Source organism: Streptomyces aureocirculatus (assembly GCF_000720475.1).
Taxonomy (GTDB): Bacteria; Actinomycetota; Actinomycetes; order Streptomycetales; family Streptomycetaceae; genus Streptomyces; species Streptomyces aureocirculatus.
This window is the reverse complement of record NZ_JOAP01000085.1, coordinates 1-18,681: the sequence shown is the minus strand read 5'-3', so window position 1 is coordinate 18,681 and position 18,681 is coordinate 1. Positions and strand designations below refer to the sequence as shown.

Genomic DNA, 18,681 nt, shown 5'->3' with positions numbered 1-18,681 from the left:
AGCGACATGTTTTAGGTGAATCTTGGAGGCCAGCACACCGCCGGGACGGTAGGCCATTTCCAGGGCCAACGTCCGTCTGAGCATTCTCAAGTTGACCTGGCCGTCGGGGATTGCAGTGAGCCCGAGCCGCTGTCCGGCCGGGGAGTTCACCCAGTTCTTGAACCACCGGTAGCGGACGGTGAAGGCGAACCGGCCGAAGAGCGGGGCTCCGTCCTTTCGGTCGTCGTGCAGGTCCTCGGCGAGTTCGGCGGCGCGATAGACCGGCTCGATGACGACCCACTCGTCGTCAGTGCCACCGAGCGGCTGTCCTTTGACGACCTTGCTGGCGAGCCGGTAGCGGTGCAGGCCCGGGACCGGTTCCTCGGGTGTCTTTCGGCAGCCGATCCGCAGTTCCATCAGCTCGCTCGCATGCCCGAGACCGTCGCCAGGACGATGATCGCGGCGGTGCGGACGATGCCGACCAGGGCGACGGCCTGAAGCCGATGCAGCGGCATGGTCCAGGGCAACAGGGAAGACGCGTCCGCGGCGGTGATCTCGACGGCATCCCGGCCGAAGACCTCCTTCACCCCGACCGCTGCGACAGCCTTCTCCAACGGGCCGCGCAGGAAGGGCATCCACCGTGCCCAGAACTGGCTGACCCCGACTTGGCGGGCCAACACTCCTGTGGCCACCGGCAGGAGCGGGTCCTTGGGAGACCAGCCGTCTGCGAGCCGGTCGGCGACGTGGTGCTCGGCTAGCATCGGCAACGCTGTGCACGTTCGCCTGTACTCGTCCAGCAACTCGGCGAACTCGGCCACTGGAGCAGAGCCACCGACGCGGAGCCCTTCCGTCTTCCGGGAAGAGAGCCGGTCGGCCTCCCGGACCTGCCGGGCCAGTTCGACGGCATGCGGCCCGAGCGTCGAGACCAGGAAGAGGGCTGCCGCGAGCATCGGCTGGAGGACGTCGTCCTCAACTGGCGGGGTCTTGTTCTGTGTCCGGCCGCTGGGCATCTCGGCGACCGCCGAGGCGGTGGCCCCGCCCCAGGGGCGCAAGTCCGCCGCGACGCGGTCGGTGGTGAACAGCTCGCGGTAATTGACCAGGTCGACGACGACCTGCGCGGCTGAACGCCGGGTTCCGTGACTCTGCTCGCCGACGACGACATCGTTCTCGTCGAGCACGTAGCGCCGGTGGGCCAGATACGCCTCGCAGTCCTGCGTATCGATCCGCTCCAGGCTGATGGCTCCTCGCGCGGTCAGCCAGGCAAGGAATCGGACGAGTTCGTCCAGCCGTGCCCTGCAGCTGATCAGGTGCAGGGCAGTGCGGTAGGCGCGGGGCAGTGGGGCGACCGCCGGGTGCCTGGGAGCGAGCATGGCCAGCATCAGTTCCTTGGCGACCAGCCGCCAGTGAGGATCCACGATGGTGGTGAAGTCGAACCGCCGCATGGACAGGCCCATTTGGACCGGAAGCCCGACGACATGAGTGAAGTCCCAGACGTCATTCTCGAAGATCGGGCGGCCGGTCCCTTCGGGCATCGTGAGACCGGCCTCGCGGCAGATATCGGCGCCGGCGAAGACCGCGGAGCGTTCGTCGAAGGGGAAGGCAACGGCGGTGGTCACGCGGTGAGCTCCTCAGGACGCAGCGGAAGTTCGTCATCCCGATCGTCAACCTGCCCGGCTACCGTGGTGAGGACGGCGGGGTCGAACCGGTCCAGCACCTGCTGGATGCGGGCAGCATAGGGGCCGAAGACGGCCATGAACTGGGCCGCGGGCATCTGCTGCCACTGCCGGGAGAAGAAAGCCTTCATCCGCAGCAGGTTCGCCGCGTGCCGCGGGGCGAAGACCGCGAGCGGACAGAGCAGGCAGACCCAGGGGCGGGCCGGACAGGGCTTTCTTTTCGGGCCGTGCAGCCCGGAGAGCTGGTCACCGCAGGCAGCCGAGAACACGTCCCGCTGTCCGCCGATCAGTTCGGCGATCACGGTGTCGTCCAGGTCCAGGGCCGCCATCAGCTGCGGGTACCGCGGTGCCGACTTCCATGCCTGGGCCCGGGAAACCACCGGCATCACCGTGCAGGTCGTGCAGCGCCGCGACGCAGGATTCCGCTCGACCTGGGCGAAGGCAGGGACACCGCCCCCGGCCGTGCCCCTCTTCGCAGTGGTCCCGCGACGTTGGGTGGCAGAACGGACCATCGCCTGGCTGGGACGGTGTCGCCGCCTGTCGAAGGACTACGAGTACCTGAGCGTGTGTTCACAGAACGCCATCTACCTCACCATGGCCATGCTCCTCGTGCGGCACCACGCAAGACCAGCGCGCTGACCGGCTTTTCACAGGCCCTCTAGCCGTTGTAAGGCTTGTCCCGCGACCCTTAGGCTGGCGGCTGAAGGCGGACGAGCTCACCGTTTATCCTCGTGTCATGCAGCTGCTGCGGGACTCGTCGAACGTCACCTGTGTCTTGATGGCAGCGTTTCCGGCCCGTCTTGCCCTTGATGTGCAGACCGTCCTGATGGTCATGCCGGATGCCCGCTTCAATCCGGTGCAGCCCTTTGAGGTTGACGTGCAGGGGGAGACCGTCTCTATCCCCTCGCGTATCTACAGCGAGGAGCCGGAGGCTGACCGGGAACGGACGCTGACCGCATCTCAGCGGATGATCTTGCATTGCCTGTATTCCCGGCACAGTGATGGCCGGGTTCGCCAACGTCATCTCGAGCGGATCACGGGGTCGGGTGAGCCTTGGGCTGTCCCCTTCGTGGTGCAGTTGGCCGGCGAGTACGTGCTGGAGATCCTCGAGGCGATCGGCCAGGGCCTGCCCGATCTCGCTGTCCCGGGCTCAGCCCGCCGCAGGCTGTACGGCGAGTTCATCGTACGGAATCCGGCGGTCTTCGCACGCACGGAGCGACGCGTGGTGAGTTACTGGTCGTGCTACTACCGCTCGAAGTACGAAGTGTTCGATGCCTATCCGGGGTCTTCACTGATGGAGGCGTTTCGGGCAGCCGCGTCAGAACATGCGGGCACCGGGTGGCCACGGCACACACCACGTCCGCTGGCGGACCGGACCGGCGGGTGCGCCTGAGCGTGGCCGCCCCCTCTGCCCTCCAAGGGCGAGGTTGTGCAGGCGGGCGACACCGAGGATGGCGTGGCGGACGCTGTCGCCTTTGAGACGGCAGTCGCGCAGGAAGGCAGGTACGAGCTGCGGGACGTCGACACAGACGAAGTCCTGCTGAACCGCACCCTGCAAACGTCTATCTGGTGGCTTCCCGCACCGAGTGCGAAGGAAGACGACGAACCCCAGGCTGCCCGGACGACGTCGAGGGCCGGGAGCAGCAGCACGGGCGGCCCGAACAGAAGCTGATAGACAGGTACGGCAAAACGGTGTTTCACGTCCGGACGGGCTTGGTTGTCGGATACTGGAAGCCGAAGAAGTTCACACCACTTGAGGAGATCCGTCAGTGACATGGCGGCCCGGGGCCCCGTACTTCATGGACATCGGCGGGCCTGCCCCCGTCGAAGTGCCGCCAGACTTGGGGACCCCCGTTTTCCACGTACATACCGGAGAGCTGGTGGCCTTCGCCACGCTCAAAGACTGCCGGAGCCCTGCTGTGGTCCGCGAGATCCTGAAGGGGCGCCAAGCACAACAGGCACGGCAACACCAACCCGCTGAAGCAGGCGGAGAACGCATCTGACATAGGCCTGTGATTCTGCGATGATCCCCCCAAAAAAACTTGGGGGGATCCGAGTTGAGACTCAGCAGTGAGGCGCACGCCATCCGGCAGGAAGCCAAGAGGGCGACGGAACGCGCAGGGGCCTTATGGGGCGGGTGCGGCATGTTCTGGCTCATAGCCACAGCCCTACTCCGTGACACTCCCGTACTCGGGACTGTCATGAACTGGGGGATCTACGTAGGAGCGGTGGGGGCCACCGTCCTCCTCATCCGGGCCATGATCCTGATCAACCGGGACGCCGATCGACAGATCAAGGCCCTCTCGAAACGCGGTGGCCGGTGAAGGCCGCCTATCATCAGCGAACACAATTCAAGGAAGGCGCCACCATGGCACAGCGCGTTATCAAGACCCTCGTTGACGATGTCGACGGCAGCGAGGCATCTGAGACCGTCATCTTTGCTCTCGACGGCAGGACGTACGAGATCGACCTGAACGACGAGAACGCCAAGAAGCTTCGGAAGAGCCTTGAGGCCTTCGTGACTGCTGGGCGCAAGACGGGTGGCAGCCGCACGACTACGCGCCGGAGCGCGGGTGGCTCCAAGGCGCCGACCGGGGGCGGTGACACGGCCCTGATCCGCTCGTGGGCCAAGAACAACGGCTACGAGATCAACGACCGCGGCCGTGTCCCCGCGACCATCCGTGAGGCCTACGACAAGGCCACCGCCTGACACGTCACGTATCAAGCAGCCGAGCGGTCCGCCCCTTCCGGGGGTGGGCCGCTTCTCGTTTGGGACGAAACAGCATGCATCTTCACGCAGGGATGAACGTAACCGGATGTGAGCCTGAGGAGTCGCCGGAATTGTGAGTCCCCCTGTGGGGGGCAGCAGGGCGCGTGCATAGAGCGCGACTGTCAATGGTGGGCCTTTGCCAGGGACGCCGACAGCGCCGTGGAGCCGGTGCGGTCGGGAAGTGGAGCTGCCGCGCTGAAAGCAGGCGGCAACGTCCGGTTCATCTTTGAGCACCCCGAGGGATCTGACGTGGAGGTCTGGGCCTACTACGAGTCAGGTGAGCAAAACGCATGTAGGCGTGCGTGAGGTGGCCTGGGCCGGGTGGACGGCGTAGCGGCAGCTAGCACACACCTATGACGGGTCGTTGACTGCCTAGCAGTGACCAGCTCAACGACGAGCACCAGGACCAGGAAGCCCGTTCCCCAGACACAGGGGGCGGGTCTCTCCCCTAGGACCGGACAGGTGAGAATGTTCGAAGCTGTTGGCGGAGGGACAAGGCTGCCCCAGTGTCCGCCTGGCCGTTACCGTGAACACTGCCCGGACCGCCGTCGCGGTCCTACACGGGTTCTCTGTGCAAGCGGAGGTGACAGGCCCTTGCTTCGCTGAGGGTCTTGGCCGATCTGGCCAATTTCCCTCCGAAACACAGGTCAGTGCTGCTGTCACAGCACCAAGGACCGTTCCGCGCACAGAAGGTAGCAATGGCTGTGGACCAACAGACCTTGAGGGCTCTGCGTTTGGCCGCCAAGCTAGTCCTTGAATACACCGACGAGATAGACGGGTACAACAGCCAAGCCCTCGACATTCTGGAGCAGAACTGCCCGGGTGCCACGGTTGCGGTCGTTGCGGCGACACAGCGACGCTCCATCAAAATTCGCAAGGACCTTGATTCTGTCTGGGGTGCGTTCGATGCGGCTGGGATCGACGAAAAGGAAGGGATCGATGACATAGAGATCTAACTAGGAGCATCAGGCTTGCTCAGACAGAAGACGCAGAAAAACCCCTACCCGGAATGGGTAGGGGGGTTTCGTGTGTTCAGGGCTATGTCCCGTTGTTTGATCTCATCCCACGGTTGTGAGCTTCCAACGCTGATCAGAGTACTGACTCAGACAGTCGTACATAGTAACGGGCGAGTTCTCCGCAGTCCCCCGCGCGAGCAGGCACAGCCCTGTGTGCTGGTTTCGGATCTGAGTGCCAGCGTGAGTGGATACCGCTTCCCACTGTTGGTCTCTGTGACCCCCGCATTCGGTCTGTCGAGCATTCTGTCCTGCTCTCGCCGTCAGACACTTCCCGCTGTTCATGTTGATGAGGAAGCCACGATCAGTGGCGCGCCATCTCTGATCAGGCCAATCCCCACAGTCACTCACTACGGCAGGTGCCTCGTTCGCAGGGCCCCTCGCGACTAAGCACAGACCACTACGCTCATTTTTCCATCGCTGTATCTGATCGGGTATAGATTTTCCGCCCGACGCGCTAGCCGTAGCTTGAGGTGCCGCCAGGATACTGACAGCGACGCCAAATGATGCTAGGGCCGCAGCTATCTTACCCGTGGTCATTCAGAACCCCTTCGCGATGGACTGCCTTCCCGTGCCACGCTAAGCCGGGGCATCGAGGCGGGGGCAGTGAGGAATCAGCCGTTCCCCGCTGCCGGTGTTGCAGAAGACGCATCACCTGTCTAGTAATCGTCGGTTTACACACCGAAGTCCTGGTCGGCTGATCAGCCTCAGTTGGGATCCTTCGGCAGCGCGGCAAGCGCCGTAGCAGTCTTAGCGTCCTCGTGCCGGGGCAGCAACACCGGTTCCAATAAGGGTCGCTGCGGACGCAGCAAGAGCCGTCCATTCGAGGTCAGGTCAGATGATCGGCAGAGATATCAGGGCGGCGGAGAGGGCGGCGTGGAGCCGGACAGCGTGAGCAGAGATGGATTCAGTCATGATGATTCCTCACAACTGAATCGAAGTGCTTGCGGCACTGGGCCTCGGGGCTCTCCTGATCACCCTGGTCGGAAATCCCGTCGGAGACGAGCAGCACCATGGGAATCTCCTCGGGAATCTGCATCTGGCGGCAGGTCATCTCCATGGCCTGGGCGAGGCCGAGCCTCAACCAGTTGTCCTGGGTGCGACCCCGCACTGCCGCACGCCGCACGGAGCATCGGCTGCCAGAGGACCCCATCGCCACCCGCCGCGTTCCTGCTGGGGTTTCAGTTGTGTGTTGCGCTTGGCGCGCGAGAGTCTGGCTCTGCGACATCCAGTCTGGGACCGGCCTTTGGCTGGGTAGGCCGCTTCGTCGCCACGCTGCTGTCAGTGGTGGCTGGCAGTATCGGGAGTGGCGTGCGGCGGCAACGTGCCGACGCTGGTCCAGCAGCAACCCGCCCCGCCGTTGGCGGTGCTGGTGGACAGCTCCTGCGTCTACGGCGGAGACGGCGTGCTCCTGGTGGACTTGCGCCACATCCCCGGGCGCGGGGTGCGGGTCCGCGCCAGCCGGCTGGGTTCGGTGGTGGGAGCTTTGGAAGGCAGCTCGCTGCACTTCGATGATCTCGTGCGCGGCATGGACCGCTTCGGTTTCTACCAGGGCGACAACGGCCCGCCGAAGGTGGTCACGCCCACCACGGTGATACGTGCCGGTTTTCCCCCGCTTCCGGCAGTGGCGGACACCCTGCTGGTGCGTACCGATTTCAGCGACGCCACGTCCTGGAAGACCATCGTGTCCTTCCTGGATGAGACCTCAGCAGCCCGAGGAGCCCGCGCAAGACGGTACCTTCAGCGACACCGCTGACCTGATCGCCACCATTGTGGACGACCGGACGTTTGAGGACCGGCGACCTGCTCAGGTACCGGCTCTGGTACCTGCCGGCGTCTCGGCGCGCCCGACGATGGTCGCGCACGCCGACAGCGTGACCATGTCCGGCCCCGAGCGCCTTCTCTTCGTCGTCGACCTGTACGACACCCCCGGACAGGCGGCCCGTATCCGGCTGGGCGAGGCGGGGCTGATGGCCGTCCATCTGGAGCTTGCCAACATGGACTTCGGAGACTTCGTATAACCGAGCCGGCCAGCGGCGGCCGCGCCCGGCCCGGTATGTCGGTGCCGGGCTCTACGGTGTCGTCCAAGGGGGCCGTCCTGCGCCGCTCCCACTTGGCCAACGCGCGCCGGGTGTTGTTCAGATACCGCGGGTGCCGGCCGAAAACCGGTCTCCCCCGTGCCCCGGCACCGTGCACCGTGGCCGGAGCCTCGGCCACCCCCGCTGCGAGCGTTGTCACGACGCTCACCGGAGTGTCCCGCTCCCGGCCACGACCGTGCGCCAGGGCCCGGGAACGTACTCGATGGCCGGTCACGGCCGGTCAGCGGTGGAGCTTGCGCAGGCCGGTGCCGCTTCGCACATGACATGGGGTTCTGGTGAGATGTCGCGGACGCTCTCATGGGCGCGGTGACAGCGGGAGACGAATACAGCGCGGTCGGGCAGCTCGGTGCCCGGCAACGTCGTCGGCGAGTCGCGGAGGACCAGTCATAGACACGGAACCAGTGCCCGGGCGCAAGGATGTCGTAGTGGCGGAACTGTCGGGTGCTTACTGGTTGGACAGTTCTTTCGCCGGGGCTGGGAGGTGCCGGCGGCGGTGGCTGCCAGGCGAGCGGGACGGGACTGGGCCGCGAGAGCGAGTGTGCCGGTGGGGAGAGGGCCGCTGCCCATGAGATCACCGCGCTGTTGGGCGCAGGACTCTGCGGTAGCGGCAGTACATGCCGGGGTGCCTGCCTATGTCCAGCCCCCTGGGGGGCGCTTGCGATGGCGAGGCGTCGACTGACGGGGCGGGCGGGTGAGGGTGACCTGCCGGACGAACTGCTGGAAGCAGGCGAGTGCGGCCAGGGAGGGGACGGCTGCTGCGGCGGCGTCGGCCGCCGTGTGCGGCGCCTGCGCCACGGACAGCAATAGGGTCAGGATGGAGAACAGCAGGACGACTGCCCAGGAGTGTGCCGCCCGGCGCTGGTGGAGGGCGGCGCGCAGGATGGACAGGGAAGCAGCCGTCCAAGGCCCGTAGACCAGCAGCGGCCACCATCCGACGGCCGTGCCCGCGGTGTGGTGGGTGGCGAGACGCCGCAGGGAGTTGTAACTGACGATGCCGCCGAACACGCAGACCACGGACACGACGAGGGTGGCGAGCGCGGCGAGGCAGAAGCTGGCGACGCGTGCCCTACTGGCCGTGCGCGCCCGGGAACATGCACGGGTGCGGCGCCTGCGCCGACGCCGGCGCCGTGACGGCGGCCGCACAAGCGGAAGTTCGGCGGTGATCTCGACCAGGCCGGCCAGCGAGCCGTCGCCCGTGTCGGTTGCCTGCTGCCTGTTGTCTTCCGCGGCTGGCGGGCCGTCGTCATTCTTGTTCTTGCTGGCCGTGTGCAGCAGGTGGGCGAGCTCTTCCGTCGGATCCCAGTGGACGTCCATCTGGTCGAGCGGGGGCAGGAAGCGGTCCGTCGCTGTCTGCCCGCCGATGAAAGGGCTGACGGGGGTGTCGGGCTGTGGACGGCTGTGCCGGCCACGGGTCTCACGCATGTCGGGGCCGGCCGTCGCCCAGGTGGTTCCCGCGTCCCTCAAGGCTGTTCGCGGGGCTTGTCCAACAACTTTCGATGCGCGTCAGCTCTGCCAGCAGGTCCTCCAGGAGCGCTGCGCAATGACGCAGATCAACCCGCCGAGCTGTGTCGTTCAGTGTCGCACCGACTCCTCGGGCGGGCGGTGTGTAAGTCCACAGCCCCATGCGAACGGCAGTCGCGACGCCGCTCATTGAGTCGGGACGGGAAACTTCCGGACTGTCTCCGGTACCTGCTTTCGACATATTCCGTCCAACGAGTCCAGCATACGGAGGATGTGCGGCAAATGGGTGGCGCGTTGAGTCATATATCGAGTCCGAAGGCATGATAATTCATCGGGTTTTGTAGTCCCGAGAAGCCTCGCAGAGTCACGGGGGACGTGGCACGGGCCGTCCCGCCGTAGCGCTCAAGGTCGTTTCCGGCCTGGGCCGGGAGTGCTTCCGATGACAATCCTGGCAGCACCAGCACCAGCACCAGCACCAGCACAAGTTGGCGACGCCGGTTTCTGATTTCCCCTGGTTACTACCTTGATTGTGTGTGCTTGCCGACCCTCCGTTCGCCGCGAGACCGTGAGCGAGCACACCCCCCCGTTACACCGATCATGATGCGCCGGGTCACACGGGAAAGCGAGTATGTGAACCATGATTGAAGGGGGACGTCAGCAGACGATCGGCGAGACCTGGAGGTTCACCGATCACCAGTACCGCCGCTATACCGCGATCCACGTGATCGGGCACGCCGCTACGGGTCTGGCCACAGGCAACTGCCCCGTCGATGCTTGCGAACTCACGATTACACCGGGCGCGGCGACGGATGCCTTCACCGACATCTCCTGGGTACCTGGTCACACCGCCCAGCACACCCAGCTCATCTTCCGCCACGGTGGTCTCCTGGCCCAGGAGCAGTGGATGGGGGAAATGCGCTTGTGGACCCCGGAGCGCAGCCTCGCGGCCCGGAGCGACGCACGCTACGACTTCGCAGCCATGGAGCAGCTCGCGGCGGATGAGTCGTCGGTCCGCAAGGCCTGCGACGAGAGTCGCAAGCTGATGCTCCGGTACTGGCGGGGATCACGGAGGCAGCGCAGATCCTCTGCGACACAGGCCACACCGCCGGGCAGGAGATCTGCGACCTGCTGAACAGGCACGCGTAGCGCGGCCTGTCCTCAGCCCTTGGTGAGAACCGACGTCTGCTTCCCACCCAGTTCGGTTACTGCGGTTCGTCGTCCCCGACTTCCAGAACTGGAGGCTCCTGCCAAGTCAGTGTCTCCAAGGGCGACTGCAGGCGCCGGGCTGGGCCGGGCAGGGGCCTCATCACGGCGGAGGCTTCGTCGCTGAAGTAGACGATGGGCTTGCCGGGGGCGCCAACGGGCCCGGGTCCTGCTGTGCGTGAAATCTCGGTGGTCATCTGGTCCCCCTGGTTCGTCACGGGCCATGCCCGGTTGAAGGCCGGCGCTCAGGCTGGCTGCGAAAGCGTATCCGGTTTCCGAACGGCGGCCCGAGGAGATTCCTCCCGAGGGTGTCCCCAGGTCGTGCCTGCCTCAATCCGTAGCAACTCGCTGCTCCTGGCCCGGCGCGCGTACGCATGTTCGCCTCCGCGGACGCGTTGACCACCTCTTTCGGGTCCGCGCCGTCACCGCTCGTCCGTCGCCACAGGAGCACCCTTCGGACACCACCGGACCGTTCGTAGCAGCCGGCATCGAGGTCGCCGACCTGCCCAACGCCGGCCTGCGCCCGGTCCCTATGGGCCCGCGCCCGGGCTGTGGGTGCGGGTCGCCAAGACCAAGGCCACCACCGACGGGTTCTTGACGTGCTGGGCCTCGTCGGCCACCACCATGCCCCAGATGGGGGCGGCGAGTTCGGCCTGTCGTAGGCGCAGGGTGGCGTAGGTGGTCAGGACGAAGCCGGTGTCCGTTTCGAGGTTGTCGAGGCTGCGTTTGGTGCCGTGGTAGCGGCGCACCGTGGTGCCGGGCGCGAACCGTTCGATCTCCCGTTGCCAGTTACCCATCAGCGAGGTGGGGCAGACCACAAGAGTCGGCCCCGCCAGGCCCGCAGTGCTCGCTCGGTGCAGGTGCAGGGCGATGAGGGTGATCGTCTTGCCGAGGCCCATGTCGTCGGCGAGGCAGCCGCCGAGTCCGAGCGACGTCATCTGGTTGAGCCAGGTCAGACCGCGCACCTGGTAGTCGCGCAAGGTCGCGGCCAGCGCCGCCGGGGCAGGGAGCGGGGTGCGGCGGGCGGTCGCCTCGGGGTCCGCGAGGCGGTCGGTGAGGTCGGCGAGCCAGCCTCGTGCTGTCACGGGCACGCGCTCGCCCGCGATGTCCGCGCTGCCGACCAGCACGGCGCCGAGGGCTTCGAGGGGGGTGAGTTCGCGGGGTTCTCGGTCGCGGACGCGGGCCAGGAGGCGCGGGTCGATCACCACCCAATGGTCGCGGAGCCGTACCAGGGGGCGGGTGGCCTGGGCGATCCGGTCGAGTTCGGTTTGATCGAGCTCCCGGCCGCCGAGGGTGAACTGCCAGCGGAAGGACAGCAGCGCTTCGGCCGACAGCAGCGACGGAAGGTCCGATGACATTTTCTCGGCCGGTTCGACAACGGCGCGGGCAAGGAGTTCTTTGGCCAGTTCCTTGGGCCAGTGGACGGGGATGCCCGCGGCCGCCAAGGTCTGTGCCGCGTCGCCGAGCAGGTCACTGACCTCGTCGTCGGACAGGTCCAGGGCGGTCGGGGCGGCCATGTCCAGCAGCCGGCCCAGCGGAGGCCAGGCGCGAGCGGCCCGGCGCAGCACCAGGAGTGCCTGGGCCCGTACGTCGGGGGCGGACAGGCACTCGGTGGCCCGGCCGGACCAGATGTCTTCCGCGTCGGCGAGGGAGCCGTCGGCCAGGTGATGCAGTTGAACGACCGCCGTCAGCCGCTCCTCGGCGAACGCCGTGGTCCAGCCGCCGGTCGTCAGGTCGGGGCGAGGAAGCTCGATGCGCAGGGAGATGCCGAAACCAGCGACAAGCCCGGTGGCGAGGTCCTGGGCCCACTCCAGCGGCGGCCCGGTCACCGTGCGGGGCGCGTGTGCGGCCCAGGTCTCCTCCCCCACGGCCAGCGTGCCGGCGGGCGTGCGTGCCAGTGCATCGGCGACGGCATTCATAAAGGCCCTCACCAGCGGCTCTGCCTGAGGCAACTCCAGCGGGCCGTTGCCGGGCAGTGGTTCGGCGCGGGCCTCGCGGGGGATGGCGGCTGCCAGCTCCTGTACGTGCACCACGTCGTCGCGGTCCAGTGGACCGATCCGCCAGGCGTCGAAACCGCCGGGGCTGACGCCGGGCAGGAGTCGCCCCCGGCCGATCATCTGCAGGGCCACGACGGCGGCCGCGCCCCAGAAGGCGGACGCCGGGTCGGCTCCCGGCGTGCGCCGGGCATCGAGGAGAAGGGCGAGTGCGTCCTTCACTGGCATCAGGCGGGCCTCGACCGCCCGGCGGCGGACCGACACCCCGTGGGGGCGCACCACCGTCAGCCGGTCGGTGGCTGCCGGGACCGGCAGGCCGTCGGGGCGCCAGAACGCGACCTGGCCTGTGCGCGGGGGGTCCGAGGGGATGAACACCGCGGCGCAGGCGGCAAGTTCTCCCGACTGTGCCGCAGGACTTGTGGATGCGGCTGCAGCCGCCCCGCCGTCCGCCGCTGTCATCGCCGACGCACCGGACCCCACGAGTAGTCCCCTCCCTACGCCCCTGGACGGCCACCGGGTTGTGCCTGCCGAGAGTAGCGCCGCGCCGCACTGCGTCGGGCCCGAACGCCTGTCGCCCACCCGACCGAGGCACGGCGCTGCCCGGCCCGCGCTCTCTCAGGGTCTTCGCCCTTGGCGATGATCGCGGCGCGGCGCCGCTGAAGGTCGCGTTCGAAATTGGCAAGCTGGTTGGCGATGTAGTTCTCGTGCTCAGCCGCGGAGAGCGGGATCGTCTTCATGACGCCGTACGTCATGATGATCGCGTCCCAGTCGCCGGTGGCGGCCTTGGCCGCGAGTCGCTTGCGCTTGCGTCGGGTGGACAAGTCCTTGGTGGAGGTGGTCAGAACCTTCGCACCGGGGTAGGCCTGCAGGAACTCCTGCGTCCACTGCTCGGCCATGTGGTTGGGCACGACGACCGCCGGCTTGCGTGCAAGGCCGAGGCGGCCCAGTTCCATGGCGCCCATGGACATCTCGAGCGTCTTGCCGGCGCCGACCTCGTGGGCGAGCAGCGCACTGGGCTCGTTGGACTGCTGGTGCGAGCGGGGAGTGAACTCGGTGGACAGACCCGGGAGGGACAGCTCCGGGGCGTCGTCGTAGTTGCGCAGGACGAAGCTGTTGAAGCGGGTGTTGCAGAGAATGGCGAGGTGCTCGGCGCGCCCCTCGTCCTTCCATAGCCAGTGGCGGAACTCCTCGTTGATCTTTTCCGCGTACTTGTTGGCGATGGTCGTCGCGGTCATCGCCTCGGTCCGGAGCTGGGCCTTCTGCGCGGCGGTGGCCTCCTCAGGAGAGGAGAAGCTGATCCGGATCGGCCGCTGGTTGAGCAGGGCGCGGACGATCTGGACCGCGTTCATCTCCTGGGTGCCCCAGACCGTGGTCATCATCACGTTCTGCTCGGTGTTGCAGTCAACCGGCCACGTGGAACCGGCGGCCCGCTCCACCTTGATCGACTCATCGTGCAGCAGCCCGCGCAGGAACTCCTGCACGTAGGGAGACGTCCACCCAGGGCGCGCCGAGCTTGACGCGGATCTCCCCCGGCGGCACGTCCTCGGGCTGTACCTCGGTGAGCGCCGCGACGTTCGCCACGAACCGCTGATCGACGGCGGCTGCGTCCTGGGCCTGGGTGAGCTTGAGGCGGACGTTGCCCGACAGGTACTCAGCGGCTGGCAGCAGGCGCCCGGTGTGGGGTTCTTCGAACCCCACACCGAACAGTGCGTCCCACGCGGCTGCCTCGCCCTCCAGGTCGAGCAGCCGGGCGACGACGTCGAGGCGGATCTTCCCGTGCAGGTCGAGGCTGATCGCGGCGGCCTCTTCGGGCGTCTCGGCCCGCTCGGGCAGGGTGCGCGGGGTGGCGACGCGCTGGGTGAAGATCTCGGACTTGCGGGCGGTGCCGGTTTCCTCGTCGTAGTCCTCGAGCGCGTATACGAGAGGGGCGTGGGGGTCGTCGGCGAAGCCGCCCTGCGGCGGCGGGACCCGTGCCCACACCTTGAGCTTTCCGGCGTCGCGCAACTCATCGCGCAGCGCCTGTACTTCGGCCAGTGACTTGCGTAGTGCGGCCGGGGCCTTTGTGGCGTTCCAGCCGAGCAGGACCTGCAGGTCGGCTTCGGTCATTACGCCGTTGCCGAGGTTGTCGATGGCGGCCTGCTGCTTGGAGCCGAGCCGGCCCGTCACCTCCAGGGCCGCGTCCAGGAGCTGCTCGGACAGTTCCTAGTAGTGCTTCGTTAGGTCTTTCCGTTGGTGCTGATCAGGAGCATGTTGGATGTGTGGACGCGCATGAAGTAGACCGGCCGCGGGCCGCGTTGGGGTTGTTCGTGGCCGACGTGTTCGCCTCGGTGCCGCGCAAGGATCAGCGGGCCAAGGGCGAGTGCTATCTGCGGGGGCTGATGCTGGAGGGCCGGCGCAAGTCGATCCAGCCGATGGCCGAACGGCTGCCGGACGGCGATATGCAGGCCCGGCAGCAGTTCGTCAGCCGCTCCCCGTGGGACTGGACACCGGTGCGCCGACGGATCGCCGAGAGACTCTGCCGGGTGATCCGGCCGGAAGTGTGGGTGGTCGACGATGTGTCGTTTCCCAAGTGCGGGCGGGCGTCGGTGGGAGTGGCCCGGCAGTACTGCGGAGCATTGGGCAAACGCGCCAACTGCCAGGTCGCGGTCAGCGTGCACGCAGCCACCGACACCGCGTCCTGCCCGCTGGAATGGGACTTGTTCCTCCCCGAAGAATGGGCGGCCGGTCACCAGCGCAGGCACCGGGCCGGGGTGCCCGACGACATCGGCCACGTGCCCAAAACCCACCTGGCCGTGGGCCTGCTGGACCGGCTGGCCAAGTGGCTGGGGACGGTGCCGGTCATCGTGGCCGATGCCGGCTATGGCCGCAGCGTCTCTTTCAGGCTCGTGCTGGAAGAGCGTGGCTGGTCCTACGTCATGGCCCTGGACCCCAAAGAGATCGCACGGCCTGCCGATGCCAGGCCGTGGCAACCCCACTATGGCGGGCTCGGGCCGCGCACACTGCGGCGCTGTCGCCAGGCGCCCCGGCCCCTGCACACTTTCGTCGAGGGCAGTGCGCCGTTCCGCGACGTTGTCTGGCGTCAGGGCAGCAAGGGCGCGATGACCTCACGTTTCGCCGCGCTCCAAGTGCGGCCGTCAGGCAAGGAAGCGCGCCGCACCGCGCAGGAACAGGCCGGTGGACGCAGCAGATGGGACGGCGTGCTGCCGGAGCGGACCTTGCTGGTCGAACAGCCCGAACATGCCGCTGAGCCGACCGGCTACTGGATGACGAACCTGCCGCCCACCACCCCCATCGCCTATCTGGTGCGGTGGGCGAAGATGCGCTGGCGGATCGAGCACGGCTACCGCGAACTCAAACATTGCCTGGGCCTGGACCACTTCGAGGGCCGCACCTGGCGCGGCTGGCACCACCACGTCACCCTCGTCACCGCCGCCCAGGCCTTCCTCACTCTGCGGCGCTACGACCCAAAAGCCCACATGCCGGCCTGAGCCTCTACCAGGTCCTGGACACCCTTCAGGACATGCTGCGGTGCTGGACCGGCACCTGCACCACCTGCGGCCGACCCCTTGCCACCAGCAGACCCAGAACCTAACGAAGCACTACTAGGGGGATCTGACGGATGCCGAGTGGGAACGGCTGCGACCGTTCCTGCCGGTCAGTAACAGGCGTTGTGGCAGGTGGCGGAATCACCGGCAGGTGATCGAGTGATCGACGGGATTCTGCACCGGGTGCGGACCGGCCTTCAGGGGGCGTGACCTGCCCGAACGGTTCGGCCCGTGGAAGACGGTCTACTACGAAACACCGATGACAGCCGTCGGCATGTGGCCGAGAGTGACAAGCCGGGCTCGCCTTTAGGATTCCTCAGACCCGAAACCATGGAGGAAGCTTCGCGCCAGCTCGTGGATGTCAAGCTGCGCCGGGTCGCGCCCGCTCATGATCCAGAAGAAGGTGGGTCCGATCAGCCGGTCGATTGCGTGGTCGCCGGTCGGCCGGCCCGGGTCGATGCGATGCAGGACAGCCCTCGCGCTGTCGCCGAGAACGTCCTTGGTTGCGATCAGCTGTTTCACTGCCGGATCGTGCTGCGCGGCGGCGAGCAGGGCGCGGTAGCCGGCTCCAGCCGGTGAGTAGGCGAGGAAGCGCATCAGTCCGTCGAGGTAGGACGTGACCTCGGCGAGCCGGGTAGGCGACGGCGCGACGGCGAGCTCCTCCTCGGCGTCGTCCACACACGCCTCGAAGAGGACCTCCGCCTTCGTCGACCACCAGCGGTAGACCGTCTGCCGCCCGACGCCCGCCCGCATAGCGATGCCCTTCATGGACATCGCCGCGTAGCCGACCTCGAGCAGCAGATCGTCGACGGCACACAGGACGGCCTGGCGTGCCTGCTCGCTGCGGGGTCGGCCACCGCGGCGCTTCGTCTCGATCATCCCGCCATGGTAGCGAGACTGCCCGACTGGATCATCGCCTCGCCGGATAACTAGACACCATGCATCGATACTCCTATCGTTTCGGTACACAGTGAACCGAAACCGGTTGGGGGAAGTCACGCCCGCCCCTCGTCGCAGGGGCAACGGGAACCGGCGCGCGCGAGCTTCCCGACTGGCATCCGACCTTCCCAGCCTGGTCGAGGCTCATCGTGACCACCGTCCAGCACCCTGCGAGGAGTTGCTGCATGTCCGACTTCGAGCCCGCCGTAACAGCGTTCATTCTCCTTAAGACCAATCGAGCCTGGTTGGAGCTGTCCGTGCCGGAGCGCGTCGCCGCCTTCCAGGAGAGCGTTCTGCCCGCCGTCAAGGACAAGGCCCAGGACGTACGTTGGCGCTACTTCGACACCGAGTTCTACACGGCCCGCGTCACCGACATCTGGGTCTGGGAGGCACGCGATCACGAGTCCTTCCAGTTGGTCGTCGAGGCGTTGCGCGAGACGCCGTTCTGGGACCACTACTTCGAGGTCGTCGAAATTCTTGTGGGTGTAGAGAACGCATATGCCAAGCACTACGACCCCGGCATTCTGGCGACCGTCAACGCCTAAGTATCCGCCTACCGGTGCGGCGCAGTAGGTGACCGTCCGACGAACCGTCATTCGGCACTGGCCACTCAGCTTCCGCGGCGGCACAAGGGCACCCGCGGAAGCGCGCGCCCTCGTACTGGAAGCACGCCTACTGACTCCAGGCCGTCTCGGTCGGCACCGGTCCGGCACTCACCTACGGCGTGGCGGCCTCGCTCTCGCCGCACCAGGCGGGTCTGGACTCCGGTCTCGGCGTCACAGCCCGGGATACCGGCACCGCCCTGGTCATTGTGGCCGCCAACATCATCTTGTCCGCCCGCACCGGCCTGACCTCCGGCCTTGCGCCGGTCACTCTGTCGGCGGTGACGCTGGCCGTGGTCTCCGGTTACGGAGGCGCCGCCCGGCACGCACTCTCGTGAACGCGCACTATCCCGTTTCGCCTCCCGCTGAGTACGACAACCCGCCCCCTTGAGGAGCCCCTCATGCCCTCCGTTCTGAACCCCGTCCTCAATCTTCTGACCGTACGCGGCACCGTCACCGAGGCCGAGCAGCTCACCGCCCGCATACGTCGGCTGCGCATCGCCGGCGAACAACTGGCCGGTCTGGAGGTCCAGCCAGGCCAGCAGGTACGTGTCCTGGTCGGTGGACTCACTCTCCGTACATACTCGATCTGGCACTACGACCCGTCCGGCGCCGTCGAGTTGTGCGTACTGGACCACGCAGCGGGCGGACCGGGCGCCCGATGGGGCCGCACCGTCGCACCGGGCGAACAGGTGCGCCTGCGGCGCCCCGAGGGCACTTTCACGCTGCACCCCGATGCCGCCAGCCACCTCTTCGTCGGCGACGAGACGGCCTCAGTCGCGTTCGGTGCGATGCTCGCGGCACTTCCCGGGGAAGCCGTCGTCTCCGGGTGCGTCGAGACGGCGACAGCCGCGGATCGCCTACCCCTGGCAAGCGGCGACCGGCTCGACTGGGTACTCCGGGGCGAGACGTCACTGCCAGACGCGGTACGACGAATCGCTCCCGAACCCGGAGGGATCGCATATGTCGCCGGAGAGGCACGGGACGTGCAAGCAGTGCGGCGGGTGCTCGTCCAGGAAGCGGGCTGGGACCGGCGCGCAGTCCTGACCAAACCCTTCTGGACGCCAGGCAAGAAAGGCATGGAATGACGGCCGGGGCATGCTCCCCCGTCCGCCACCCGGGGGGATCTGACGGATGCCGAGTGGGAACGGCTGCGACCGTTCCTGCCGGTCAGTAACAGGCGTTGTGGCAGGTGGCGGAATCACCGGCAGGTGATCGACGGAGTTCTGCACCGGGTGCGGACCGGCGTTCAGTGGCGCGACCTGCCCGAACGGTTCGGCCCGTGGAAGACGGTCTACGCACGTCGTGCGCCGTGAGGCGCTTTGTTGTATCCCCGGATTATCCGGGATGAATTCGGAGGAGGTTCTTGGGTCACCTGACTTACCTGGTGGTGAAAGCCAAAG

At 67.1% G+C, this 18,681-nt stretch carries 20 protein-coding genes and 3 pseudogenes; 12 read left to right on the top strand and 11 right to left on the bottom strand.

All coding sequences use genetic code 11. The features are described from left to right. From IG78_RS50810 to IG78_RS48835, 3 genes and pseudogenes are all read right to left on the bottom strand, one after another. A pseudogene (locus IG78_RS50810) lies at nt 1-396 on the bottom strand (site-specific integrase); the annotation flags it as partial. Next, nucleotides 396-1,595, bottom strand: a complete 1,200-nt coding sequence (locus IG78_RS43405; RefSeq protein WP_051853495.1) for a hypothetical protein — start codon at nt 1,593-1,595, stop codon at nt 396-398. The gene IG78_RS43405 and the pseudogene IG78_RS50810, both read right to left, overlap by 1 nt. Next, nucleotides 1,592-1,981 (bottom strand): hypothetical protein, encoded by a 390-nt coding sequence (locus IG78_RS48835; RefSeq protein WP_030573950.1) that lies wholly within the window; start codon nt 1,979-1,981, stop codon nt 1,592-1,594. The genes IG78_RS43405 and IG78_RS48835 overlap by 4 nt, the downstream gene beginning before the upstream one ends. Nucleotides 1,982-2,388: 407 nt before the next feature. Between IG78_RS48835 and IG78_RS0139290 the strand changes: the two genes are divergently transcribed. After that, nucleotides 2,389-3,045, top strand: a complete 657-nt coding sequence (locus tag IG78_RS0139290; RefSeq protein WP_030573947.1) for a hypothetical protein — start codon at nt 2,389-2,391, stop codon at nt 3,043-3,045. An 18-nt stretch (nt 3,046-3,063) separates the two neighbouring features. Here the strand turns inward: IG78_RS0139290 and IG78_RS48825 are convergent. After that, nucleotides 3,064-3,147, bottom strand: a pseudogene (locus IG78_RS48825) (IS5/IS1182 family transposase); the annotation flags it as partial. A gap of 706 nt (nt 3,148-3,853) precedes the next feature. Here IG78_RS48825 and IG78_RS52325 point away from each other — a divergent pair. From IG78_RS52325 to IG78_RS0139270, 3 genes are all read left to right on the top strand, one after another. Beyond that, nucleotides 3,854-3,976 carry a hypothetical protein gene (locus IG78_RS52325; RefSeq protein ID WP_263972757.1) on the top strand — a complete coding sequence of 41 codons (123 nt, stop codon included), beginning with the start codon at nt 3,854-3,856 and terminating at the stop codon, nt 3,974-3,976. 44 nt (nt 3,977-4,020) lie between these two features. Next, nucleotides 4,021-4,362, top strand: coding sequence for a histone-like nucleoid-structuring protein Lsr2 (locus IG78_RS0139275; protein ID WP_030573937.1), 342 nt, complete (start codon nt 4,021-4,023; stop codon nt 4,360-4,362). 764 nt (nt 4,363-5,126) lie between these two features. Further along, complete coding sequence (locus tag IG78_RS0139270; RefSeq protein ID WP_211267720.1) at nt 5,127-5,378, top strand: hypothetical protein; 252 nt, start codon at nt 5,127-5,129, stop codon at nt 5,376-5,378. A 102-nt stretch (nt 5,379-5,480) separates the two neighbouring features. Here IG78_RS0139270 and IG78_RS52935 read toward each other — a convergent pair whose 3' ends face one another. Continuing rightward, the gene (locus tag IG78_RS52935; protein ID WP_078965931.1) at nt 5,481-5,975 is read right to left on the bottom strand and encodes an RICIN domain-containing protein; all 495 of its coding nucleotides are present in this window, start codon (nt 5,973-5,975) and stop codon (nt 5,481-5,483) included. Nucleotides 5,976-6,342: 367 nt separating this feature from the next. Then, nucleotides 6,343-6,519, bottom strand: a complete 177-nt coding sequence (locus tag IG78_RS0139265; protein ID WP_169749747.1) for a hypothetical protein — start codon at nt 6,517-6,519, stop codon at nt 6,343-6,345. Nucleotides 6,520-6,759: 240 nt separating this feature from the next. On the opposite strand from IG78_RS0139265, the gene IG78_RS44630 reads away from it, so the two are divergent. Together IG78_RS44630 and IG78_RS52930 are read left to right on the top strand one after the other, a co-directional pair. After that, complete coding sequence (locus tag IG78_RS44630) at nt 6,760-7,191, top strand: DUF6924 domain-containing protein (protein ID WP_157856028.1); 432 nt, start codon at nt 6,760-6,762, stop codon at nt 7,189-7,191. After that, a complete protein-coding gene (locus IG78_RS52930) occupies nt 7,133-7,456 on the top strand; it encodes a DUF6924 domain-containing protein (protein ID WP_404827839.1) in 324 nt (107 codons plus the stop codon). Before IG78_RS44630 ends, IG78_RS52930 begins: the two co-directional genes overlap by 59 nt. A 708-nt stretch (nt 7,457-8,164) precedes the next feature. Here IG78_RS52930 and IG78_RS0139255 read toward each other — a convergent pair. Continuing rightward, nucleotides 8,165-8,956, bottom strand: coding sequence for a DUF2637 domain-containing protein (locus IG78_RS0139255; protein WP_051853491.1), 792 nt, complete (start codon nt 8,954-8,956; stop codon nt 8,165-8,167). 676 nt (nt 8,957-9,632) lie between these two features. On the opposite strand from IG78_RS0139255, the gene IG78_RS0139250 reads away from it, so the two are divergent. After that, on the top strand, nt 9,633-10,127 hold the full coding sequence (locus IG78_RS0139250; protein ID WP_030573928.1) for a hypothetical protein: 495 nt from the start codon (nt 9,633-9,635) through the stop codon (nt 10,125-10,127). Between the two features lie 601 nt (nt 10,128-10,728). Here the strand turns inward: IG78_RS0139250 and IG78_RS0139240 are convergent. Genes IG78_RS0139240 through IG78_RS49830 form a run of 3 tightly spaced genes read right to left on the bottom strand, consistent with a single transcriptional unit; the run spans nt 10,729 to nt 14,358 of the window. After that, nucleotides 10,729-12,651 (bottom strand): SNF2-related protein, encoded by a 1,923-nt coding sequence (locus tag IG78_RS0139240; RefSeq protein ID WP_430739068.1) that lies wholly within the window; start codon nt 12,649-12,651, stop codon nt 10,729-10,731. A gap of 35 nt (nt 12,652-12,686) precedes the next feature. Further along, nucleotides 12,687-13,673: an SNF2-related protein gene (locus tag IG78_RS0139235; protein ID WP_030573920.1), complete on the bottom strand. Its 987-nt coding sequence runs from the start codon at nt 13,671-13,673 to the stop codon at nt 12,687-12,689. Further along, nucleotides 13,639-14,358, bottom strand: coding sequence for a hypothetical protein (locus IG78_RS49830; protein ID WP_030573917.1), 720 nt, complete (start codon nt 14,356-14,358; stop codon nt 13,639-13,641). The genes IG78_RS0139235 and IG78_RS49830 overlap by 35 nt, the downstream gene beginning before the upstream one ends. Nucleotides 14,359-14,450: 92 nt before the next feature. Here IG78_RS49830 and IG78_RS0139225 point away from each other — a divergent pair, with 92 nt between their 5' ends. After that, entirely contained in the window at nt 14,451-15,680 is a 1,230-nt protein-coding gene (locus IG78_RS0139225; protein WP_078965930.1) for an IS701 family transposase, read from the top strand. A 363-nt stretch (nt 15,681-16,043) separates the two neighbouring features. On the opposite strand, the gene IG78_RS0139220 is transcribed toward IG78_RS0139225, so the two are convergent. Continuing rightward, nucleotides 16,044-16,616 (bottom strand): TetR/AcrR family transcriptional regulator, encoded by a 573-nt coding sequence (locus IG78_RS0139220; protein WP_030573911.1) that lies wholly within the window; start codon nt 16,614-16,616, stop codon nt 16,044-16,046. A gap of 245 nt (nt 16,617-16,861) precedes the next feature. Here IG78_RS0139220 and IG78_RS0139215 point away from each other — a divergent pair, with 245 nt between their 5' ends. The 4 genes and pseudogenes from IG78_RS0139215 to IG78_RS50805 all read left to right on the top strand — a co-directional run. Continuing rightward, nucleotides 16,862-17,221: a darcynin family protein gene (locus tag IG78_RS0139215; protein ID WP_030573908.1), complete on the top strand. Its 360-nt coding sequence runs from the start codon at nt 16,862-16,864 to the stop codon at nt 17,219-17,221. Between the two features lie 179 nt (nt 17,222-17,400). Next, nucleotides 17,401-17,616, top strand: coding sequence for a hypothetical protein (locus IG78_RS0139210; RefSeq protein ID WP_030573905.1), 216 nt, complete (start codon nt 17,401-17,403; stop codon nt 17,614-17,616). 63 nt (nt 17,617-17,679) lie between these two features. Next, nucleotides 17,680-18,366, top strand: coding sequence for a siderophore-interacting protein (locus tag IG78_RS0139205; RefSeq protein ID WP_030573903.1), 687 nt, complete (start codon nt 17,680-17,682; stop codon nt 18,364-18,366). 39 nt (nt 18,367-18,405) lie between these two features. After that, nucleotides 18,406-18,588, top strand: a pseudogene (locus IG78_RS50805) (transposase); the annotation flags it as partial. Between the last annotated feature and the right edge of the window lie 93 nt (nt 18,589-18,681).